Source organism: Microbacterium sp. MMO-10 (assembly GCF_037148715.1).
GTDB lineage: Bacteria > Actinomycetota > Actinomycetes > Actinomycetales > Microbacteriaceae > Microbacterium.
This window is the reverse complement of the sequence record NZ_JBBCSV010000005.1, coordinates 32,810-51,406: the sequence shown is the minus strand read 5'-3', so window position 1 is coordinate 51,406 and position 18,597 is coordinate 32,810. Positions and strand designations below refer to the sequence as shown.

The window sequence follows — 18,597 nt, the reverse complement described above, 5'->3', positions numbered from 1 at the left end:
TCTCACCAGAAGCGCTCCGGGACCTCGTGCGCCCGGCGATCGGTGCCGCCCCAGTTCGCGGCCTGATCCCGCGCGTCGTCCGCCGCCTGCTGAGCGCCGCGCAGGGCGTCGGCGGCGCCCCGGCGCTCGGCCCCCACCGGGTTCGCATCGAGCACGAGCTCCGTGAGGGTGCCCTCCGCCGAGGCCTCCACGGTGCAGCCCTGCACCCGTCCCCGCCACGGCAGCGCGCCGAACTCCGCCAGGACGGAGCCGGGCACGCGGTACACGACGCCCGTCGTCAGATCGCGGATCTGCACCGCCCCGGCCTTCTCATCGACCGAGACGATGCGCCCGACGCCGAGCGGGGCGGCGAGGGGAAGGATCAGTGTGACGGCCATGCCTCCACCTTCGTTCAGAACGGCCGTACGGGCAAGCAATGCGCCGCCGGCCCTGCTCAGCTCTGCGGGGCCGGAGCCTGCTCCCGTGACGAGACCAGGCTGTCGTAGTGCCGGTCGACGTAGAGAAGGGGTGCGCCGGGCGTGCCCTCGATCACGTCGAGCACGTCGAGCAGCACGAGCGAGGACGGTCCGACCGGATGCGTCTCCCGGATCGTGCCGCGCACGGCGACCCGGGCCGAGGGCAGGAAGGGCTCGCCTGTGGGCAGGGTGCGGAAGCCCTGCTCCGCGGTGAAACGGGGCTGGCCCGAGCGGGCGAACGCGTCGGCGATCGGCTCCTGCCCCGCGACGAGGAAGTGCACCAGCGCGCTGGGTGCGCTGAGGATCCCGCCCGCGCTGCCGGTCGCCCGGGTGACCGAGAACACGAGCACCGCCGGGTCGGCGCTCACCGAGGCGACGCTCGACAGCGTGAGCCCGACGGGGCCGTCGGGGGCGACTCCCGTCACCAGGGCGACGCCGGCCGGATGGTGCCGGAACGCCCCCTTGAACTTCTCGGTGACGTCCTCTTCCAGACCGGGGGTGCTCATCCTGCTTCTCTCTGTCGTCGTGCCGCGGGCGCAGAGTTCACGCCCGCACTCAACGGTATGCCCGATCCGGGAGCATCGGCTCCGTTCCCGCCTCACTCCGTCATGGCCGGTGTCGGTGCCCTGTGCTGGAATGCCTCCATGACGACGGGGACCAAGACCGATCTCACCAAGATCCTGGACGGCTATCGCGCGCGCATCGACGAGTTCCGCCTTCTCGAGCTGCCTCCGAGCCGCTACCTCGCGATCGACGGCCACGGGGATCCGAACACGGCCCCCGCCTATGCCGAGGCCCTGGAGGCGCTGTACCCGGTCGCCTATGCGCTGAAGTTCGCGAGTCGGCGCGAACTCGACCGGGACTACGTCGTCCCGCCCCTGGAGGGACTGTGGTGGGCGGACGACATGGACGCGTTCACGACCGCCCGCGACAAGACCCGCTGGGACTGGACGATGATGATCCTCATCCCGGACTGGGTCGAGGATCCGCTCGTGCACGCCGCGATCGCGACCGTGCGGGAGAAGAAGTCGCCGGCGCGGATCGATGCGCTCCGGATCCTCCCCCTCTCGGAGGGGACGTGCATGCAGACGCTGCACGTCGGATCCTTCGATGACGAGGCCCCGCTCCTGGAGCGCCTGCACGACGAGGTGATCCCCGAGCACGGCCTGCGCCTCGCGGGTCTGCACCACGAGATCTATCTCAGCGACGCCCGCCGGGTCCCTCCGGAGCGCCGCCGCACGATCCTGCGCCAGCCCGTGGCGCCCGCCTGATCGCCTCAGCCGCGCATCGGGCGCACCGTGAGGATCTGCTGCACCGTCCCGACCGGACCCCGCTCGTCGTGCAGCACGGTCTCGGTCAGGCCTAGGCCGGTCGGCCCGATCGACACCGTCGTGTCGAAGCCGATCCAGTCCCCCTCCGGCTCGGCGAACAGATGACAGGTGAGATCGACGTTCGGGAACGCGACCTCCGTCGGCGCCAGACGCAGGGTCAGGCCGTTCGCGAAGTCGACTATGCCCAGCAGGCGCGGGATCCGGCCGACCGGCTCCCCCTCCACGAGCGGGATGCGCGGCTTCAGCCAGGCCCACGCATGCCCCGGTTCCCGCTGCCCCCGGTGGAAGTCCACGCTGCGGACGGCGCCGCCCTGCCAGTGATCGCCCATCGCCCACGGAGCGAGTTGGTCGCGGCCCGGCATCGCGTTCAGGGCGCTGCCGGCCAGCTCGCGGGTGTCCGCGGCCTGCAGGAACCAGGCCCGCGCGATCACCGCGGCGCGTCCGTCGTGGCTCAGCACTGCCTCCACGAGCTCGATCGTGCGGCCGGGACGCAGGATCCTGATCTCGAGGTCGACGCGCTCGAGCGGGATCGTCCCGAGGATGTCGTACGAGATCCTGCCGAGCTGCAGCTCGGCACCGCGGCGGTCGGCGTGATCCCGCTCGATCGCGTGCGCGATGAGTCCGAGTGCCGGCGCGACGTGCTGCTCCTGCGTGCTCCACGCCCCCTCGACCGCAGAGGTCGGTCGGAAGGCGGACGTGTCGACGCGTTCGAAATAGGAGGGCATGGTCGGATCCTATGTCGGCCCGCTGCCGCACCCGCCCGCGGTCATGGCCGGGGCGTCGGCGGGGAACATCCCGGCGCGCGGTACGTTGATGTCGTCGAGCAGATCGATCCGCACGAGAGGAACAGCATGCGCCCCTACCTGGACAAGGTGATCCCGGACGCGTGGAAGGCCGCCTCCGCGTACTCCGACGCGGTCGCCAGGGCCACCGCCGAGCAGGGCCTCACCACCGCCGAGGCCGAGTTCATCAAGGTGCGCGCGTCGCAGCTGAACGCATGCGCGTTCTGCCTCGACCTGCACTCCCGCGAGGCGCGAGCGGCCGGCATCCCCCAGCAGAAGCTCGACGTGCTGCCCGCGTGGCGCGAATCCGACCTCTTCACCGAGCGGGAGAAGGCGATGCTGGCGATCGCCGAGGCCGCGACCCGGATGCCGCTGGGCGAGGAGGCGAAGGCCGATCTCGCCGCCGCCCGCGGGCTGCTGGGCGACGACGTCTTCGCCGCCGCCGAGTGGGTGGCGCTGACCATCAACATGTTCAACCGCCTCTCGATCCTCAGCGAGCACCCCGTGCGCCCGCGCGATGCCGAGGGTGCCCTCGTCCGCTGATCAGCGCCGTACCCGTCAGCGCCGTGACACCACGCTGATCGCCACCGCGAGTGCGGCGAGCACGACGGCCGCACCGAGCAGCGCGCCGTCGCCGAGCCATCGATGCGCGGCCGCACCGGCGACCGCTCCGGCGGCGAGCGATGCCCAGAGCAGCAGCGGGCGGCGCCAGGCCGTGGCGGAGCGGCCCGTGACGAGGTCCGCGAGTGCCAGGCCGAGGCTCACGAGAGTCCCCGTGGCGTAGGTGATCGCGATCCGCGCCCTCCCGTCGGCCAGGTAGAGGGTGTTCAACGCGCCCATCGCACAGGCCAGCAGCGCGAAGCGCCACGCGGCGTGCGGGAACGCGAATCCCACGGCCGCGCACGCGGCCACGGCGATCGCGCTCGCCGCGACCACGAGACTCCGACGCCGGACGTGGTGGCCCACGGCGACCCCACCGGCCGCGACCCCGATCACGAAGGCGACGACGAGCGCGAGCGGCAGCAGGGCACGGGCCGGATCCGTCCAGATCTCGACTCCGGCCTGGGTGGAGTTGCCGCTCATGAACGAGACGAACAGTCCGCCGGTCTCGATGAAGCCGACCGCATCGACGTATCCGGCGACGGCGCTGAGCGCGAGGGAGAGCACGACCCCGCGCCGGGAGACCGCTCTCATGCTTCCGCTCCGCTCACTCGCACCGGTCCATCCTCCGGCCCGGTGCAGCTCCGCGGCAAACCGGGGACGACTTCGGGCCCGCCGGAGCGATCCGACGGGCCCGCAGGGAAAGGCGACTACTGCGCGGCGGCCTCGCTCCGACGCGGCAGTACCCAGCCCGCCCGTGGGAAGTGGCACGTGTAGCCGTCCGGGTAGCGCACCAGGTAGTCCTGGTGCTCGGGCTCGGCCTCCCAGAACGGGCCCTCCGGCTCGATCGTGGTGACCGCCTTGCCCGGCCACAGGCCGGAGGCGTCCACATCGGCGATGGTGTCGCGCGCGACGCGCTCCTGCTCGGGGCTGAGCGGGAAGATCGCCGAGCGGTAGCTCGATCCGATGTCGTTGCCCTGCCGGTTCAGCGTCGACGGATCGTGGATCTGGAAGAAGAACGCGAGGATGTCGCGATACGTCGTCTTCGACGGGTCGAAGACGATCTCGACGGCCTCCGCGTGTCCCGGGTGGTTCCGGTACGTCGCGTGGTCGTTGCTGCCGCCGGTGTAGCCGACGCGGGTGCCGAGCACCCCGGGCTGACGGCGGATGAGATCCTCCACGCCCCAGAAGCATCCGCCTGCGAGGACGGCGGTCTCGGCGCCCGGGACGCGGGCGATGGATCCGGTGTCGGCGGGTCCGCTGGTCATGATGCGTTCTCCTCAGAAGTGTGCGGGGCGATGGTCTCGAACAGTCCACGGTACGCGCCGTAGCCCTGCTCCTCGAGCTCGGCCGCGGGGACGAAGCGCAGCGCCGCCGAGTTCATGCAGTATCTCAGGCCGCCGGCATCACGCGGGCCGTCGTCGAAGACGTGGCCCAGGTGGCTCTCGGCACCGGACGACAGGGCCTCGGTCCGCACCATCCCGAACGTGCGGTCGGTGCGGGTCGTGACGGATCCGTCGTCGATCGGCCGGGTGAAGCTCGGCCAGCCGGTTCCGCTGTCGAACTTGTCCGTGGACGAGAACAGCGGCTGCCCCGAGACGACGTCGACGTAGATGCCCGGCGCGTGGTTGTCCCAGTACTCGTTGCGGAACGCCGGCTCCGTGCCGCCTTCCTGCGTGACCCGGTACTGGTGCGCGGTCAGGGCGTTCAGCGCCTCGGTCGTGCGGCGGTAGTCGGTGGGGTTCATCGTGGTGCTCCTCCTCTGACGCCGCTGGCTGCGGCGTCATCAAGAAGAACCACGGCCGAGGAGGATTTGGTCCCGTCAACCTGTGCGCCGACTGTGAGTTTCCGGACGAGCCCCGAGCTGAGCTCCGCCCTGCAGGCTCCGCCGGTCACTCGGCACCCGGGGCGATGAGTCCCGACTCGTACGCGGCGATCACGAGCTGGGCGCGGTCGTGCGCATCCAGCTTGACCATCGTCCGGTTGACATGCGTCTTCGCAGTCGCGGGCGAGATGAACAGGGCCGCGCCGATCTGCTCGTTGGAGAGGCCGCGGCCCACGAGCCCCAGGATCTCGATCTCGCGTTCGGTGAGCTCCGCGGGGAGCAGGCGAGGGGAGTGAGCCGGCCCGGCATCGAGGGACCGGCGGATCAGCGCGCGGGTGGCGGCCGGCGAGAGCAGCTCCTCCCCCGCATGCACCGTGCGCACCGCGCGCACGATCTCGGCCGGATCCACGCCCTTCCCGAGGAACCCGGATGCCCCTGCGCGGAGCGCCGCCAGGACGTTCTCCTCGTCCTCGAAGGTCGTCAGCACGAGCACGCGGGTCCCCTCCAGGCCGGGGTCGGCGCGGAGCAGCCCGGTCGCCGCGATCCCGTCGGTGCCCGGCATGCGCAGATCCATCACCACGACGTCGGGACGTGCCGTCCGCGCGAGGCCGACGGCTTCCGCCCCGTCCGCGGCCTCGCCGACCACCTCGATGTCCTCCTCGTGCCGCAGCAGGCCCGCGACGGCGGAGCGGATGAGCGGCTGGTCGTCCGCGATGAGCACCCGGATCATGCGGCGCCCCCGGGAAGAGTGGCGACCACGCGGAAGCGCCCCTCTGTGGTGTCCAGCGCGAGGCCGCCGTCGACCTCCTCAAGACGTTCGCGCATCCCGACGAGACCGTGTCCGTCTGCTCCGGTCGGCGCCGGCGGATCCGAGAGCGGGTTCGTGATGCGGATGATGAGTCCCTCCTCGGCGTAGTCGAGCTGCAGCTCCGCGGTGCGGTCGGCCCCGTGCTTGTAGGCGTTCGTGAGCCCCTCCTGCACCACGCGGTACGCGATCGCTCCGAGCCGTCCGTCGAGCGGGCGGGGCGTGCCGTCCACGCGCACGTGCACCTTCAGCCCGCTGCGGGCGAAGAGCGCGAGCAGCCCCTCGATCCGTCCGAAATCGGGCTCGTCCACGATGTCCCGGCCGGCCGTCGTGCGCAGCAGGCCGAGCATGTCGTTGAGCTCGGTCAGCACGCTGCGCGCGGCGTCCCCGACGATCGTGATCGCCTCCTCGGCCTCGGCCGGGTCGCTGCGCAGCGTCCGGGCCGCGACCCCGGTCTGCAGGTTGATGACGGCGATCCGGTGCGCGACGGAATCGTGCAGGTCCCGGGCGATGGCGAGGCGGTCCTCCGCGACCCGCCGGCGTGCCTCCGACTCGCGCGACTCCTCCGCCTTGCGCGCGCGTTCCCGCGCCGATTCCAGCGCGTCGAAGTAGGAGCGGATCGCGGATCCCAGCGCGGCCGCGAAGGCGATCAGCACCGCCGGCTGCAGCGTCGCGGGCGAGGTGAGCTCGGCGGCGTCGAGGCCGCGCCCCACGAGCTCCTCGATCGGCAGCAGCACGACCAGCGCCGCCGCCGCGGTGACCGTGACCGCACGGGAGCGATGGCGCGCCACGGTGTACATCGCGATCGCGACCGGCAGCACGAACGCCGGTGTGTAGGGCTGTCCGAGCAGCATCGCGGCGGGACCGATCGCGACGCAGACGACGAGCACGGTGAGAGGGAGGCGCCGGCGCGCGAGCAGCACCACCCCGGCCAGGACCATCCCGGGCAGCACCGTCCAGCCGTGCGGCGCCGACGGCTCGCGGGAGAACGGGGCGAAGGCCGCGAGGCTCACGAGAAGGAGCACCCCGACGTCGATCACGACGTCGCGGACGCGGAGGCCGCCCGGCAGTGCGCGCATCCGTCCTCCTCTCCCCCGGCTCCGGCGAGATCCGACGACCGGCGCCGGCCGGCCACGCCCGCGCGGTGAGCGAGCCGCACCGACAAGCATCGCGCATGGAGCGCGCCGGGGCATCCTCCGCCCGGTGCGCCCGCGTACCGCGGCTGCGGTACTTCTTCGACCGCGTCCGGAGGACGCGGCGGAGCGAGACGGTCCCGAGACTGGAGAGCACGGCGCGCACAGCGCCGCGAAAGCCGCGTCCGTGCGGGCGACGGCGAGGAGAGGACGAGGAATGCCATCGGTGCTGGAGGCCCGCGATCTGCGTCGGGCGTATGGGAGCGGTTCCGATCGCTTCGAGGCCCTTCGGGGCGTGTCGGTAAACGTGATGGCGGGTGAGAGCCTCGCCATCGTCGGCAAGAGCGGATCCGGGAAGTCGACCCTCATGCATCTGCTCGCGCTGCTCGACCGTCCGAACTCCGGGAGTGTGTTCGTCGACGGTGCCGACGCGGAGCAGGTGCGCGGACGCGAGCTCAACCGGCTACGCAACGAGCAGTTCGGATTCGTGTTCCAGCAGTTCTTCCTCAACGCGCACGCGAGCGTGTTGGACAACGTCTCGCTGCCGCTCGTCATCGCGGGGATCCCTCGGGCGGAGCGACGGCGGCGCGCGCTGGAGGCGCTCGACCGGCTGGGTCTCGCCGACAAGGCGCGCAATCGTGCCAACGACCTGTCCGGCGGGCAGAAGCAGCGGGTCGTGATCGCGCGGGCGCTCGTGAACGATCCGAAGATCATCTTCGCGGACGAGCCGACCGGCAATCTCGACTCCGCCACCGGCGCGGAGGTGGAGGGCATGCTCTTCGATCTCAACCGCACGCAGGGCATCACGCTCGTCGTCGTCACGCACGACGCCGACCTGGCTTCCCGCTGCGGACGCAGCATCACGATGCGGGACGGACTGATCTCGGATGTCTCGGAGGTGGCGGCATGAAGACCGCGGACCTCATCGCCTCGGCCGTCGCGAACACCTTCCGCAGCAAGCTGCGCACGACGCTCACCGTCATCGCGATCTTCATCGGAGCGTTCACCCTCACCCTCACCTCGGCCATCGGCACGGGTGTGTCCTCCTACATCGGCACCCAGGTCTCGTCGATCGGCGCGACCGACACGCTCACCGTCACGAAGGCGGCGAGCGCGCCCTCATCGACGGGATCCGGGCCGCAGAAGTACGACCCGAACGCCGCCACCGCCGTCGGCGGCGGCCCACTCGCTCGCGGCGGTGGAAGCGAGAGCGCGCTGACGGCCGAGGACATCACGACCATCAAGGGCATCGACGGCATCACCGGCGCGAGCGGCAACACGGCGGTCACGCCGTCCTGGATCGGCTACGCCGACCATGGGCAGTGGGTGCTCACCGTGAACGCGGTGCGCGGCGTCAAGGCCGACCTCGCCGCAGGAGCGCAGCTCGACAGCACGTCGGACGAGAACCAGATCGTGCTCCCCACGACCTATCTCGGAAACCTGGGCCTCGGATCCGCGAAGAGCGCGATCGGCAAGACGGTCACGATCGGCATCAAGGACTACCTCGGTGCCATGCACGAGGTCACCGCCACCGTCGTCGGCATCCAGAACGCGACGCTCTTCTCCTCGGGCGCCGCGCTCAACGACGCGCTGCGCTCCGCGCTGCAGACCGCTCAGGCCACCGGCCGCCCCGCGACGGTGGTGACGGGATACGGAAGCGCGACGGCGACCTTCGCCGCGAACGCCACACCGCAGCAGATCCGCGCCGTCAAGGCGGATCTGACGAAGGCCGGCTTCACGGGGATGACCGTCGCCGATCAGCTCGGGAGCGTGCTCACGGTCGTCAACGGGATCGTCGGCGTGCTCGACGCGTTCGCGGTGATCGCCCTGATCGCCGCCGGATTCGGAATCGTCAACACCCTGCTCATGAGCGTCCAGGAGCGCACCCGTGAGATCGGCCTGATGAAGGCGATGGGCATGGGCAACGGCCGGGTGTTCGCCCTGTTCAGCCTGGAGGCGGTGTTCATCGGCTTCCTCGGGAGCGCCATCGGCGCGCTGGCCGCGATCGGGCTCGGCACCCTGATCAGCGACCGGCTCTCCGCGACGCTCCTCTCCGACCTTCCCGGCCTGCATCTACTGCAGTTCTCCGCGGTGTCGGTGACGAGCATCGTGCTCGTGGTGATGGCGATCAGCTTCCTCGCCGGGACGCTGCCGGCCCGCCGAGCCTCGCGACAGGATCCGATCGAAGCCCTCCGGTACGAGTAGCACCACCGTCTTCGTGACCCGGCGCCGACGGCGGCCGGCGTCGGGTCACGCCGCCGCGGAACGCTCCCTCTGGCCGATGAGCAGGAGCAGAAGGCCGGCGAGCAGGCACAGCGCCGACAGCGCCGCGAACGACAGCGCGAACGACGTCCCGGCAGCCAGGGCGCCGATCGCGAGCGCGCCGATCCCGGTGCCGGCATCGAACGCGACGTTCCAGGCGGTGCTGGCGACGCCCTTCGCGTGCTCGCCCGCGACCTCGAACGCCCGCACCAGGGTCACGTTCTGCATGGTGCCGAATGCGGTGCCGACGAGGATCGCGCCGACGATGAGCAGCGCGGGAGCCGCCGGCCCGGCGATCCCCGCGATGCTCGCCGCGATCGCCGCCAGCCCGAGAGCCGCGATCGCAAGCCCCGGGAGGACGAACCTTCGCGCGCCGAGGCGGTCGGCGGGGCCACCGACCGCCCAGCGCGCGAACGCTGCCGCGGCGGTGTAGAGGAACAGAGCGACGACCGTGAGCACCGCATCGGGCACGAACTGCGGGGTGAAGGTGGTGATGGCGCCGCCCGCGCAGGTGACGACGGTGAGCGCGAGGATCGGCGGCCAGAGCCTCACGAGCGCGCGGCGCTCCTCGCGCGGGGTCTCCAGCGGATCGCGCACCGGTCCGGCGCCGCCCAAGAGGGCGGCCGTGGCACGGGCATGCTTCGCGATCGCGCTGCCCGCGGCGAGCGCGAACGGGATCCCGGCGAGGGGCAGCGCCGCGACGGCCAAGGCGACCGGGAGGCCCGACTGATCGGCGATCCAAGGCGAGATCGGGGTGAGCACGAGCTGCGCGCCGGCGACCGCGAGTCCGTAGGCGCCGATCGCCCGACCGCGCCGCTCGGGCGGGAACAGCGCGCCGACCGCAGAGGATCCGCTCACGGTGACGATGCCGAAGCCGATCCCGCGCACGGCGGCGAGGGCCAGGATCTGCCCCGGTGTCGTCGCGAAGATCTCGCCGATCGCGGGCAGGCCGAGCAGCACGCAGGCGAGAGCGAGGCTGACCCGCCAGCCCATCCAGGTGCGCATCCGCTCCACGACGAGCTGAGTGAGGATCGTGGCGAGCATGAGCACCGCGTTGACGAGCCCGGCGAGGAACTCGTCCCCGCCGAGCGCGACCATGTGCATCGGCGCGACCGGCAGCATCACCGCGAATCCGGCGAACGCGAACGTCGTCATCGCCAGCAACGCGGGCATGCCGGGCTCGCGCCACGGCGGCCGTGCCGGGTCCGCGATCCGCACGGTGTCCTCCGGTTCCTCAGTGCTCGTCACCGCGCCACCCTATCGAGTCCCGGCGCCGCGGCCGCGCTCCGGCTGTCGTGCGGCAGCGACGGCGTGCCGCGGGCGCGCGCGTCTTGCAGGGCTTCCAGGCCCATCTTGCCCGTGGTGCCGGACAGACCAGGCTCAGCCCCGGGCTGAGGATGAGGCGTCTCGCGGGTATCCGCCGGGCCGGCGGCGCGGATCCCAGGGCCCCCAATGCGCCGGAGGCGCCTCGCTCGGGCTGAGCGGAACGTACCGTCGCCAGGCCGAGACGTAGCGGAACCCCGCGTACCAGACGGCCAGCACCACGACACAGAGTCCGATCAGCACGCCTGCCACGACCGCGGCGCCCACCGGTGCGCCGAGGGCGGTGCATACGCCCCCGACGAACATCCCGGTCACCGTCGCGTTCACGAGGACGCTGAGCAGCGTCGAGGATCCCAGGATCTGCTCGACTCCGCTGCGATGCCGGAAGAACGAGTAGGTCACGCGCATCCCGAGCTCGTCGTCGTGCGTCGACGCGAGGAAGTAGCCGGCGGCCACCGGATCCACCTCCGCATAGCCGGCGCGGATGCGATTCATCGCGGTGACGTACATGAAGTCCTCTTCGGAGACCACCAGCACGCGCATCAGCGTGAGCAGTCCGACCGCGGCGAGGAACCCGAGGATGCCGAGGGCCGCGGGCGGGAACCAGGACGCGAAGTGCGAAGCCTGGCCGAGGAGCCCGATCGTGACCAGTCCGGCCGAGACGAGCGTCAGGTGGAGGGTGATACGGGTGAGCACCTCGCTCTGCGCCGTGCTGCGCGCGGCCAGCAGCCCCCAGTGCTCGGTCGCGAGGATCTGCAGCCGACGCGCGAGTGCCGCGTCGGTGGCACCGTCGCCGGCATCCGTCGCCATGATCCATGGTCCCACCGCCGCGAGGAGTGCGGAAGAGCGGGCAGGCTCATGGCCGGGCGGACGACGCTCCGCGGTCCGGGCGGGTCGCGAGCCCGAGCCGTACGAGGGGCAGATCCGCGCGCGGGATCACGACCGTGACCACGATCTCGGGCGAGAGCTGTGCGCCGATGCCGAAGACGAACGGATCCGTGTCGATCTCGACGGCGTCGACCTCCACTCCATCGATCTCCAGATGCGACCGCGGGTTCACTCCGGACAGCCGTGCACGCCAGGGCTCGTCGAAGCTCGGGGGCCCGCTCGGCGGTCCGTCCGGGATGCCCAGTTCGCTGCGGAAGTGGTTCATCAGGATGTGGTTCACTTGCTGCACCAGCTGCTGCGGGAGGGTCTCGTACTCCCCCGGATCCTGAGTCCAGGTCGTTCGCACCGCCTCCGAGATCATCGGATACCGCATCCGCTCGGCCGCCTCGACGAGCCATCGGGGACGGCGCCACGGCGGCTTCTGATCGAGTGCCGCCCGGGTGTTCTCGTCGAGCTCGGCGAGGTTCACCGGGTCGTCGTGGTCGTCCGGATTGCGCCACAGCGTGTAGGTGACGGCGACGGTCACCTGTGTCGGAGCGGCGCCGCCGACCACCGTGAGCCCCAGGCTGTCGAGATCCTCGAGTGTCGACTGCGGCACGAGACCGTAGACGGCGAACGGAAGGTCACGCACACGCTCTGCGAGCCCGACCCGCGGATCGGGCGCGTCGGCCGGCAGCCGTCCGGAGATCCACATGCTCCCGAGCCTGGCCCTCATCTCGGGTCAGGACAACCCCTCGGCACGCCCTCGCTCCCCCGGGCGACGAACCTACCCGGCGTCGCACCGGGCGGGCAGGATGAGGGCATGACTTCGCACACTCCCTCCCCCCAGCAACTGCGGCTGATCATCGAGACCGACGACTTCGACAGCGCGATCCGGTTCTATCGCGACGTGCTCGGGATGCCGGAACAGCTCGCCTTCGCCACCGAGGGCGACGATCGCGTGGCGATCCTGCACGCCGGCATCGCGACGATCGAGCTGGCGACGCCCACGCACGCGAAGAACATCGACGAGGTCGAGGGCGCGCCGCACACACCGGGAGCGCTGCGGATCGCCCTGGAGGTCGACGACACCGAGCAGGCCGTCGCGGCCGCACGCGACGGCGGCGCAGAGGTGATCGCCCCGCCCGTGAAGACGCCCTTCCAGAGCCTCAACGCCCGCGTGCAGGGCCCCGCCGGCTGGCAGGTGACGTTCTTCCAGGAGCTGGAGACGCTCGAGGAGCGGGCAGCGCGGGAAGGCTTCACGACCGACGACGTCCGCGACCGGTGAACGACGCGGAGCCTGGCGGCGTGTTCACTCTCACTGGATCATTCACGATCCCGCTCGAACTCACCGCGCCGCCCGAACAGGTGTGGCGCCTGTTCGCCGAACTCCCCCTGCGACGCACCTGGGTGCGGATGCCCGGACCGTCGAGCACCGTCACGCACGAACTCGACTTCCGAGCGGGAGGCGAGGAGCGACTGACCAACACGTTCGTCTCGGGCGACATACGCGAGCACCTGGAGAACCGCACGACGTTCCTCGACATCGTTCCGAACGAGCGGATCATCTCCACGTACACCGCGTTCGTCGCCGGCTCGCTCCGCTGGGTATCGCTGGTCACCGTCGATCTCGCTGCCTCGGAAGGCGGCACCCGCCTCGGGTGGACGGAGCAGTACAGCTTCGCGAACCTCAGCACGCCCGACGGATCCGACGACGTGAAGCACCTCGTCGGCGGAACCCGCCTTCGCCTGAACGGGCTGGTTGCGGCCTGCTCGGCACTCGATCACGAAGTGTGACGACGGGCGGGTCGCACGAGGGTCGGCTGTGCCGGTGCTGCTAGCGGGTGGCTTGATATCTCCGCGCCGCTACGAGGCCGCCCGAACCACGAGACTCGCAGAGGCCGGCGACGGGGCGAAGCTCCCATCGGCCCTGTGACCGCCCGTTGGATCCGTCCCTCCGGCGGAGGTCTCGGAAACGAAAGAAGCCCTGACGAGAATTAGATCCCGTCAGGGCTTTTCTGTCGGGCTGACAGGATTTGAACCTGCGACCCCTTGACCCCCAGTCAAGTGCGCTACCAAGCTGCGCCACAGCCCGTGGACGACCGCGCCGGAGCGCGGGCAACTCCCTTATCGTAGCCGACTCCCGAGGCCTCCGCGAAACCGGGCGCGGTCCGGGCGCGGCGCGGATGTCCGCAGCCGCGCGTAGGGTCGGGGCATGACCACGATCACGACGAAGGCAGCGACGCCCACGGAGTGGGATGACGTGCAGCGCACGCTCACCGGAGGCGGCGACGGTGCGTCCTGCCAGTGCGTGTGGCCCGTGCTGCGCAACAAGGACTGGAACGCCACCACGAAGGATCAGCGGGTCGAGATCCTGCGGGATGAGATCGCCGCGGGACCCCCGCCGGGCATCGTGGCGTACGTCGACGGCGAGGCCGCGGGGTGGATCCGCATCGGTCCTCGGCCGGCGCAGGCCCGGCTCGGATACACGCGAGCCATCGTCGCCGCGACGCAGGAACCGCTCGACGACGGCGATGTGTGGGCGGTGTCCTGCTTCTCGGTGCGCCGCGATCAGCGCGGCCAGGGGCTCAACGCGGCGCTTCTCGCGGCGGCGGTCGAATACGCCCGTGAGTCCGGAGCACGTGTCGTCGAGGGATATCCGGTCGACACCGCCGCCGTGAAGGTGTCGTCGAACGAGCTCTTCCACGGGGCGCTGTCGACCTTCCTCACCGCGGGGTTCTCGGTCGTCGGCGAGCTGCGCTCGGGGCGGCCGCTGGTGAGCCTGAGTCTCGCCGCCTAGTGAGACCGACGGATCCGGAGCCGACCGCTCGCGCGTCACCGCACTCCTACGATGGAGGGATGCAGAGCCGCACCCGACTTCGCGCCCTGTGGCCGTTCGCTCCCTACATCGTCGTCTCCGTGATCCACGTGCTGGCGAACGCGACGCACAGCCCGATCACGACGCCGACCAAGGCGTTGCTCATGCCGCTGCTGGCTCTGCCCGTCCTGCTGGCGTGGAAGACGCTCGCGCCGCGCGCGGCCGCGGTCCTGCTGATCGTGGCGCTGGTCTCCTCCTGGCTCGGCGACGAGGCCGGTCTGTTCTTCCCGTTCGTCCCGGAGCTGCCCCTCATGCTGGGGTTCTTCGGCCTCGCGCACGTCGCGTACATCCTGCTGTTCCTGCGCCACTTGCGCGTGCGTCGGCTGCCGATGTGGACCGTCGTCTTCGTGCTCTGGTGGCTCTTCATGATCATGATCCTCGGACCGCACACCGGATCCCTGCTCGTCGCCGTCGGCGCCTACGGCTTCGTCCTCGCGGGCACCGCGGCGACCTCCGCCCGCTGCCGCCCGATGGTCGCCTGGGGCGGCGTGTTCTTCCTCACCAGCGACTCGATCCTCGCCTTCCGCCTGTTCCTGTCCGATGCGATGCCCGACTGGACGAGCCCCGCGGTGATGGCCACCTACACGATCGGACAGGGCCTCATCGTGGCCGGAGCACTGCTCGCACTGCGTCGCCGTGCCGAGACCACCGCCGTCGAGCCCACGCCGTTCGACCGCACCCAGGGAGCCCGCCCATGAACGAGCCCTGGGCGAGCGGCCCCGTGCGCATCGACAGCTGGCTCTGGGCGGTGCGCGCGTTCAAGACCCGCTCCGCCGCGACCACCGCCTGCCGCGCCGGGCACGTACGCCTCAACGGCGAGCGGGTGAAGGCGGCGCAGACCGTGAAGATCGGCGACGAACTGCGGATCCGCATCAGCGGCTTCGACCGGATCCTCATCGTCCGCCAGACCCTCGTCAAGCGGGTCGGCGCCCCGCTGGCCGCCGTCGCCGCCGAAGACCGCACGCCACCCCGCGAGCCCGTGGCCGCAGCCGGTCTGCGCGACCGCGGCGCGGGCCGTCCGACCAAGCGTGAGCGCCGCGACATCGATCGCCTCCGGGGTCGCGACACCCCATGATTCCCGCTGCGACTTATCCACAGGCCCCCATGAATGTCGTAGCTTTGTTCTAAAATTGGGACATGAACAGCCTCACCCGTCCCCCACTCGCAGACCGCGAGGTGGTGCTGGACGCGTGGGTGGCCAAGCGCGCGCAGATCGCCCGGCTCGAAGCTGGGGCCGCCGACCTGCTGGCCACGCGGGCCGCGTTGTTCGACCAGGATGTGCTGGCGCACCCGGTGCATCGAGACATGGCCCGCCGCTCGATGATCGCCGAGTACTCGGCCGCGGGCCACATCGGGTCCGGAGCCGTGGAGAACGCATTCGCCGACGCCGACGCACTCTCGATGCACTTCGCCGGCCTCCACCAGGCGCTTCGCGAGGGAACGGTCTCCGTGCAGCACGTGCGGGCCATCATCTCGGCGGCCGATCCGATCCGGGATGCCGTCCGCAACGGGCGCATCCCCGCCGAGTCCTTCGCCGCCTACGAGCAGGCGAGCATCGCGGTGGCGGAGCAGGACTCCCCCACGCGCACCCGAGTCGCCGCTCGTCAGATCGCGGCGGTCATCGCGGGCGAATCCGTGAAGGAGCGGCACCGTCGCGCGGTCGATGAGCGATGCGTGACTGTGCGGATCCTGGACGAGGGCATGGCGCTGCTCACGGCCGTCCTGCCCGAGGTGTACGCGGTCGCCATCAAGGACCGCCTGCGCAGCCTCGCGAAGGCGATCGCGCAGACCTCCCGTTCATCCGCCCGGGACTCGGATACGGACGGATCCGAGACCGCTGACCTCTTCCCCGATGACCCGCGGCTGGATGCGCACGACCTCATCGTCACAGACGACACCTACGCCATCGACCCCGGAATCAGTCGCCCGGAGGACGACGACGAGACCGAGCACGCGGTCACCGCCGACGGCCGTACCCGCGCCCAGATCGAGGCGGACGCCCTCGTCGATCTCCTGCTCGCCGCCGGTCTCTCGGAGGTGCACGGCACGGGGCTGGACAGCATCCGGGCCACCGTGCAGGTCACGGTGGCAGCCACGACGCTGGCCGGAGAGGACGACCGGCTCGCCGAGCTCGACGGGCGCGGCCCTCTGGACCCCGACGTCGCCCGGGAGCTCGCACGCACGGCCACCGGATGGAACCGGCTCTTCCTGGACCCCACCGGCATGGTCACCCGCACAGATCGCTACACCCCGACGGACGCGATGAAGCGGTTCCTCCGCGCGAGGGATCAGCGCTGCCGTTTTCCCGGGTGCCACACGCCGGCCGCTCGGTGCGAGATCGACCACAACCTCGACCATGCCAAGGGCGGACCGACCGAGCTCTCGAACCTGGCCGACTTCTGCCCGGGGCACCATCCGCTCAAGCATCCCGATCTCGACGACATCGTGCGCTGGACGGCGCATCAGCTCGCCGACGGCACCCTGCGATGGACGAGTCCCCTCGGTCGCAGTTACGACGACCATCCGCCACGACGGGTCATGTTCGTCTGACGGGAAGCCCGAGAGCGGCTGACGGGAAGCTCGAGAGCCGCTGACGGGAACTCCGGGGGTCGCTGACGTCAGACCGAGCATCGCTGACTCCAGCCCGAGCATCGCTGACGGGAACCCCGGGGGTCGCTGACGTCAGCCCGAGCATCACGGACGGCAACCCGAGAGCGGATGACGCGAGTCTGAGCATCGCTGACGGCAAGCCCGGGTACCACTGGCGAGCACTCCGAGAGCCGCGCAAACGAGACGAATCTCGGCGTCCGGCTCGCTCAGCCCGTGCTCGGACCTCGCTCAGTCCGCGCTCGGGGCGCCGTCGCCCAGCTGATCGAGCAGCCAGCGCACCGGCCTCACCTCAGCCGGACCCCCTGCCCCGGCCAGCGCCTCGATCCGCAAGGACAGTCCGCGATCACTCGTGACGACGAAGACGCGATCCCCCACCGCCACGCGCGCGCGGGCGACGTCGACGATCGCGTCGTCTCCGGATCCCGGCGCTCGCACGATCTCCACGGCGCATGAAACGTCGGCGCTGTCCTCGGGATCCGCGACGTCGCGCGCCGCCCCTTCCGCGACGAGCACGACGCGCGGATGCCAGCGCGTCGAATCCAGGGCGACCTGCTCGGCCTCCACACCTCGCCGCGCCCAGGCGTCCAGCCGGTCACGCAGGCGTGCCGTCGCGCCGGCACGATCCTTCCACCAGCCGTCCGGAACGGATCCGACAACGTTCGCGGCGTCGACGATCACCGCGGGTCGCACCTCCAGCAATCCCCGCAGCTCGGGCCAGGCCTCCGCGAATCCGGGATGCAGCGGACGGGCATCGACCTCGTCGACGGGCACCCACTCCAGCGCGAGGCTCTCGGGGTCGCTGATCACCGGCTCGAAGGGCACGACGACATCGGCGACGACCGTGGTGTAGCTCCAGATGCCCAGATCCAGCACGCTCTCGAACCGCGCGCGCACCGCGCCCTGCGGGACGCCCGCCTCCTCCTGCGCCTCGCGGATCGCTCCCTCACGGGCGCTCTCGCCGGCGTGCAGCGCGCCACCCGGGAGCGCCCACGTGCCGCCGTGGTGCGACCACGCGACCCGATGCTGCAGCAGGACGCCCCGGGCGGGGTCATAGGCGAGCAGTCCTGCAGCGCCGTACCGCCCCCAGTACCGCTCCCCGGTCGGTGCCACGACCCAGGCGTCGCCGGAGTCGAGCGGTCCGAACGGGCGCCGCGGCTCACCGGGGGCAGGAGGAACGATCGTCACCCGTCCAGCCTTTCACACGCCGCCGCGGCACGGCCCTGTACGTCGGCGGGTTGCACCCGGTGTTGCGAGAATGGCGACATGAACGACGCCTACGAACTCGACGACGACCCCGCCCGGATCCAGCTCGACACGGTGTGGCACTGGCTGTCGACCGAGGCGTACTGGGGCCGCTGGCGCTCCCGCACCGACGTGGAGACGCAGATCGCGAACGCGTGGCGCGTCGTCGGCGTCTATCGCTCCGACACGGGAGAGCAGGTGGGATTCGCCCGGGCCGTCTCGGACGGCGTGGGCTTCGCCTACCTCGCCGACGTCTACGTGAGCGCCGAGCACCGCGGCCACGGTCTCGGCAAGCGCCTGATGCGGCTCATGATCGACGACGGCCCCGGCCCCGACATGCGCTGGACGCTGTTCACGAGCGACGCGCATGGCCTCTATCGCCAGTTCGGGTTCAGCGAGCCCGACCGCACCGCGATGGTGCGCCCGCCCCGCTCCGTCTGACCGGACCGCATGACGACACCCGCGATGGTGCACCCGCCCCGCC

The 18,597-nt window shown here is 71.2% G+C and carries 23 protein-coding genes and 1 tRNA gene; 11 read left to right on the top strand and 13 right to left on the bottom strand.

Annotated features, from left to right (window positions below; all coding sequences use genetic code 11):
- Positions 1 to 2: 2 nt before the first annotated feature.
- Complete coding sequence (locus WFJ17_RS16295) at positions 3 to 377, bottom strand: hypothetical protein (protein ID WP_251442098.1); 375 nt, start codon at positions 375 to 377, stop codon at positions 3 to 5.
- Positions 378 to 433: 56 nt separating this feature from the next.
- Entirely contained in the window at positions 434 to 961 is a 528-nt protein-coding gene (locus tag WFJ17_RS16290; protein WP_251442100.1) for a flavin reductase family protein, read from the bottom strand.
- A 138-nt stretch (positions 962 to 1,099) separates the two neighbouring features.
- Between WFJ17_RS16290 and WFJ17_RS16285 the strand changes: the two genes are divergently transcribed.
- A complete protein-coding gene (locus WFJ17_RS16285) occupies positions 1,100 to 1,726 on the top strand; it encodes a GyrI-like domain-containing protein (protein WP_336648963.1) in 627 nt (208 codons plus the stop codon).
- 5 nt (positions 1,727 to 1,731) lie between these two features.
- Here the strand turns inward: WFJ17_RS16285 and WFJ17_RS16280 are convergent, their stop codons facing one another.
- Positions 1,732 to 2,511, bottom strand: coding sequence for a thioesterase family protein (locus WFJ17_RS16280; RefSeq protein WP_336648962.1), 780 nt, complete (start codon positions 2,509 to 2,511; stop codon positions 1,732 to 1,734).
- A gap of 126 nt (positions 2,512 to 2,637) precedes the next feature.
- Between WFJ17_RS16280 and WFJ17_RS16275 the strand changes: the two genes are divergently transcribed.
- A complete protein-coding gene (locus tag WFJ17_RS16275; RefSeq protein ID WP_336648961.1) occupies positions 2,638 to 3,111 on the top strand; it encodes a carboxymuconolactone decarboxylase family protein in 474 nt (157 codons plus the stop codon).
- Between the two features lie 15 nt (positions 3,112 to 3,126).
- Here WFJ17_RS16275 and WFJ17_RS16270 read toward each other — a convergent pair whose 3' ends face one another.
- The 5 genes from WFJ17_RS16270 to WFJ17_RS16250 form a co-directional block, all read right to left on the bottom strand.
- A complete protein-coding gene (locus WFJ17_RS16270) occupies positions 3,127 to 3,762 on the bottom strand; it encodes a YoaK family protein (RefSeq protein WP_251442120.1) in 636 nt (211 codons plus the stop codon).
- A gap of 116 nt (positions 3,763 to 3,878) precedes the next feature.
- Entirely contained in the window at positions 3,879 to 4,436 is a 558-nt protein-coding gene (gene msrA / locus WFJ17_RS16265) for a peptide-methionine (S)-S-oxide reductase MsrA (RefSeq protein ID WP_251442138.1), read from the bottom strand.
- Complete coding sequence (gene msrB, locus WFJ17_RS16260) at positions 4,433 to 4,915, bottom strand: peptide-methionine (R)-S-oxide reductase MsrB (RefSeq protein ID WP_292886228.1); 483 nt, start codon at positions 4,913 to 4,915, stop codon at positions 4,433 to 4,435. The genes msrA and msrB overlap by 4 nt, the downstream gene beginning before the upstream one ends.
- 145 nt (positions 4,916 to 5,060) lie before the next feature.
- Positions 5,061 to 5,723 carry a response regulator transcription factor gene (locus tag WFJ17_RS16255; protein ID WP_251442142.1) on the bottom strand — a complete coding sequence of 221 codons (663 nt, stop codon included), beginning with the start codon at positions 5,721 to 5,723 and terminating at the stop codon, positions 5,061 to 5,063.
- Positions 5,720 to 6,877, bottom strand: a complete 1,158-nt coding sequence (locus WFJ17_RS16250; RefSeq protein ID WP_251442144.1) for a sensor histidine kinase — start codon at positions 6,875 to 6,877, stop codon at positions 5,720 to 5,722. Before WFJ17_RS16250 ends, WFJ17_RS16255 begins: the two co-directional genes overlap by 4 nt.
- A 271-nt stretch (positions 6,878 to 7,148) precedes the next feature.
- On the opposite strand from WFJ17_RS16250, the gene WFJ17_RS16245 reads away from it, so the two are divergent.
- Positions 7,149 to 7,841: an ABC transporter ATP-binding protein gene (locus tag WFJ17_RS16245; protein ID WP_336648960.1), complete on the top strand. Its 693-nt coding sequence runs from the start codon at positions 7,149 to 7,151 to the stop codon at positions 7,839 to 7,841.
- Positions 7,838 to 9,136, top strand: a complete 1,299-nt coding sequence (locus WFJ17_RS16240; RefSeq protein ID WP_336648959.1) for an ABC transporter permease — start codon at positions 7,838 to 7,840, stop codon at positions 9,134 to 9,136. The genes WFJ17_RS16245 and WFJ17_RS16240 overlap by 4 nt, the downstream gene beginning before the upstream one ends.
- A gap of 45 nt (positions 9,137 to 9,181) precedes the next feature.
- On the opposite strand, the gene WFJ17_RS16235 is transcribed toward WFJ17_RS16240, so the two are convergent.
- The 3 genes from WFJ17_RS16235 to WFJ17_RS16225 all read right to left on the bottom strand — a co-directional run bounded on the left by WFJ17_RS16235 (position 9,182) and on the right by WFJ17_RS16225 (position 12,098).
- On the bottom strand, positions 9,182 to 10,441 hold the full coding sequence (locus WFJ17_RS16235; RefSeq protein ID WP_336648958.1) for an MFS transporter: 1,260 nt from the start codon (positions 10,439 to 10,441) through the stop codon (positions 9,182 to 9,184).
- Positions 10,442 to 10,573: 132 nt separating this feature from the next.
- Complete coding sequence (locus WFJ17_RS16230; protein ID WP_251442151.1) at positions 10,574 to 11,326, bottom strand: hypothetical protein; 753 nt, start codon at positions 11,324 to 11,326, stop codon at positions 10,574 to 10,576.
- Between the two features lie 46 nt (positions 11,327 to 11,372).
- A complete protein-coding gene (locus tag WFJ17_RS16225) occupies positions 11,373 to 12,098 on the bottom strand; it encodes a hypothetical protein (RefSeq protein ID WP_336648957.1) in 726 nt (241 codons plus the stop codon).
- 108 nt (positions 12,099 to 12,206) lie between these two features.
- Here WFJ17_RS16225 and WFJ17_RS16220 point away from each other — a divergent pair, with 108 nt between their 5' ends.
- Together WFJ17_RS16220 and WFJ17_RS16215 are read left to right on the top strand one after the other, a co-directional pair.
- Positions 12,207 to 12,671 (top strand): VOC family protein, encoded by a 465-nt coding sequence (locus tag WFJ17_RS16220; protein WP_336648956.1) that lies wholly within the window; start codon positions 12,207 to 12,209, stop codon positions 12,669 to 12,671.
- Between the two features lie 20 nt (positions 12,672 to 12,691).
- Positions 12,692 to 13,180 carry an SRPBCC domain-containing protein gene (locus WFJ17_RS16215; protein ID WP_336648955.1) on the top strand — a complete coding sequence of 163 codons (489 nt, stop codon included), beginning with the start codon at positions 12,692 to 12,694 and terminating at the stop codon, positions 13,178 to 13,180.
- A gap of 224 nt (positions 13,181 to 13,404) precedes the next feature.
- Here the strand turns inward: WFJ17_RS16215 and WFJ17_RS16210 are convergent.
- Positions 13,405 to 13,478, bottom strand: a tRNA-Pro gene (locus tag WFJ17_RS16210).
- 120 nt (positions 13,479 to 13,598) lie between these two features.
- On the opposite strand from WFJ17_RS16210, the gene WFJ17_RS16205 reads away from it, so the two are divergent.
- The 4 genes from WFJ17_RS16205 to WFJ17_RS16190 all read left to right on the top strand — a co-directional run bounded on the left by WFJ17_RS16205 (position 13,599) and on the right by WFJ17_RS16190 (position 16,811).
- The gene (locus tag WFJ17_RS16205; protein WP_336648954.1) at positions 13,599 to 14,183 is read left to right on the top strand and encodes a GNAT family N-acetyltransferase; all 585 of its coding nucleotides are present in this window, start codon (positions 13,599 to 13,601) and stop codon (positions 14,181 to 14,183) included.
- Between the two features lie 59 nt (positions 14,184 to 14,242).
- On the top strand, positions 14,243 to 14,959 hold the full coding sequence (locus WFJ17_RS16200; RefSeq protein WP_336648953.1) for a lysoplasmalogenase: 717 nt from the start codon (positions 14,243 to 14,245) through the stop codon (positions 14,957 to 14,959).
- Complete coding sequence (locus WFJ17_RS16195; RefSeq protein ID WP_336629842.1) at positions 14,956 to 15,336, top strand: RNA-binding S4 domain-containing protein; 381 nt, start codon at positions 14,956 to 14,958, stop codon at positions 15,334 to 15,336. The genes WFJ17_RS16200 and WFJ17_RS16195 overlap by 4 nt, the downstream gene beginning before the upstream one ends.
- A 62-nt stretch (positions 15,337 to 15,398) precedes the next feature.
- Positions 15,399 to 16,811: an HNH endonuclease signature motif containing protein gene (locus tag WFJ17_RS16190; protein WP_336648952.1), complete on the top strand. Its 1,413-nt coding sequence runs from the start codon at positions 15,399 to 15,401 to the stop codon at positions 16,809 to 16,811.
- 288 nt (positions 16,812 to 17,099) lie between these two features.
- Here the strand turns inward: WFJ17_RS16190 and WFJ17_RS16185 are convergent, their stop codons facing one another.
- The gene (locus tag WFJ17_RS16185) at positions 17,100 to 18,056 is read right to left on the bottom strand and encodes an NUDIX hydrolase (RefSeq protein WP_336648951.1); all 957 of its coding nucleotides are present in this window, start codon (positions 18,054 to 18,056) and stop codon (positions 17,100 to 17,102) included.
- 78 nt (positions 18,057 to 18,134) lie between these two features.
- On the opposite strand from WFJ17_RS16185, the gene WFJ17_RS16180 reads away from it, so the two are divergent.
- On the top strand, positions 18,135 to 18,554 hold the full coding sequence (locus WFJ17_RS16180; RefSeq protein WP_251442183.1) for a GNAT family N-acetyltransferase: 420 nt from the start codon (positions 18,135 to 18,137) through the stop codon (positions 18,552 to 18,554).
- Positions 18,555 to 18,597: the final 43 nt, after the last annotated feature.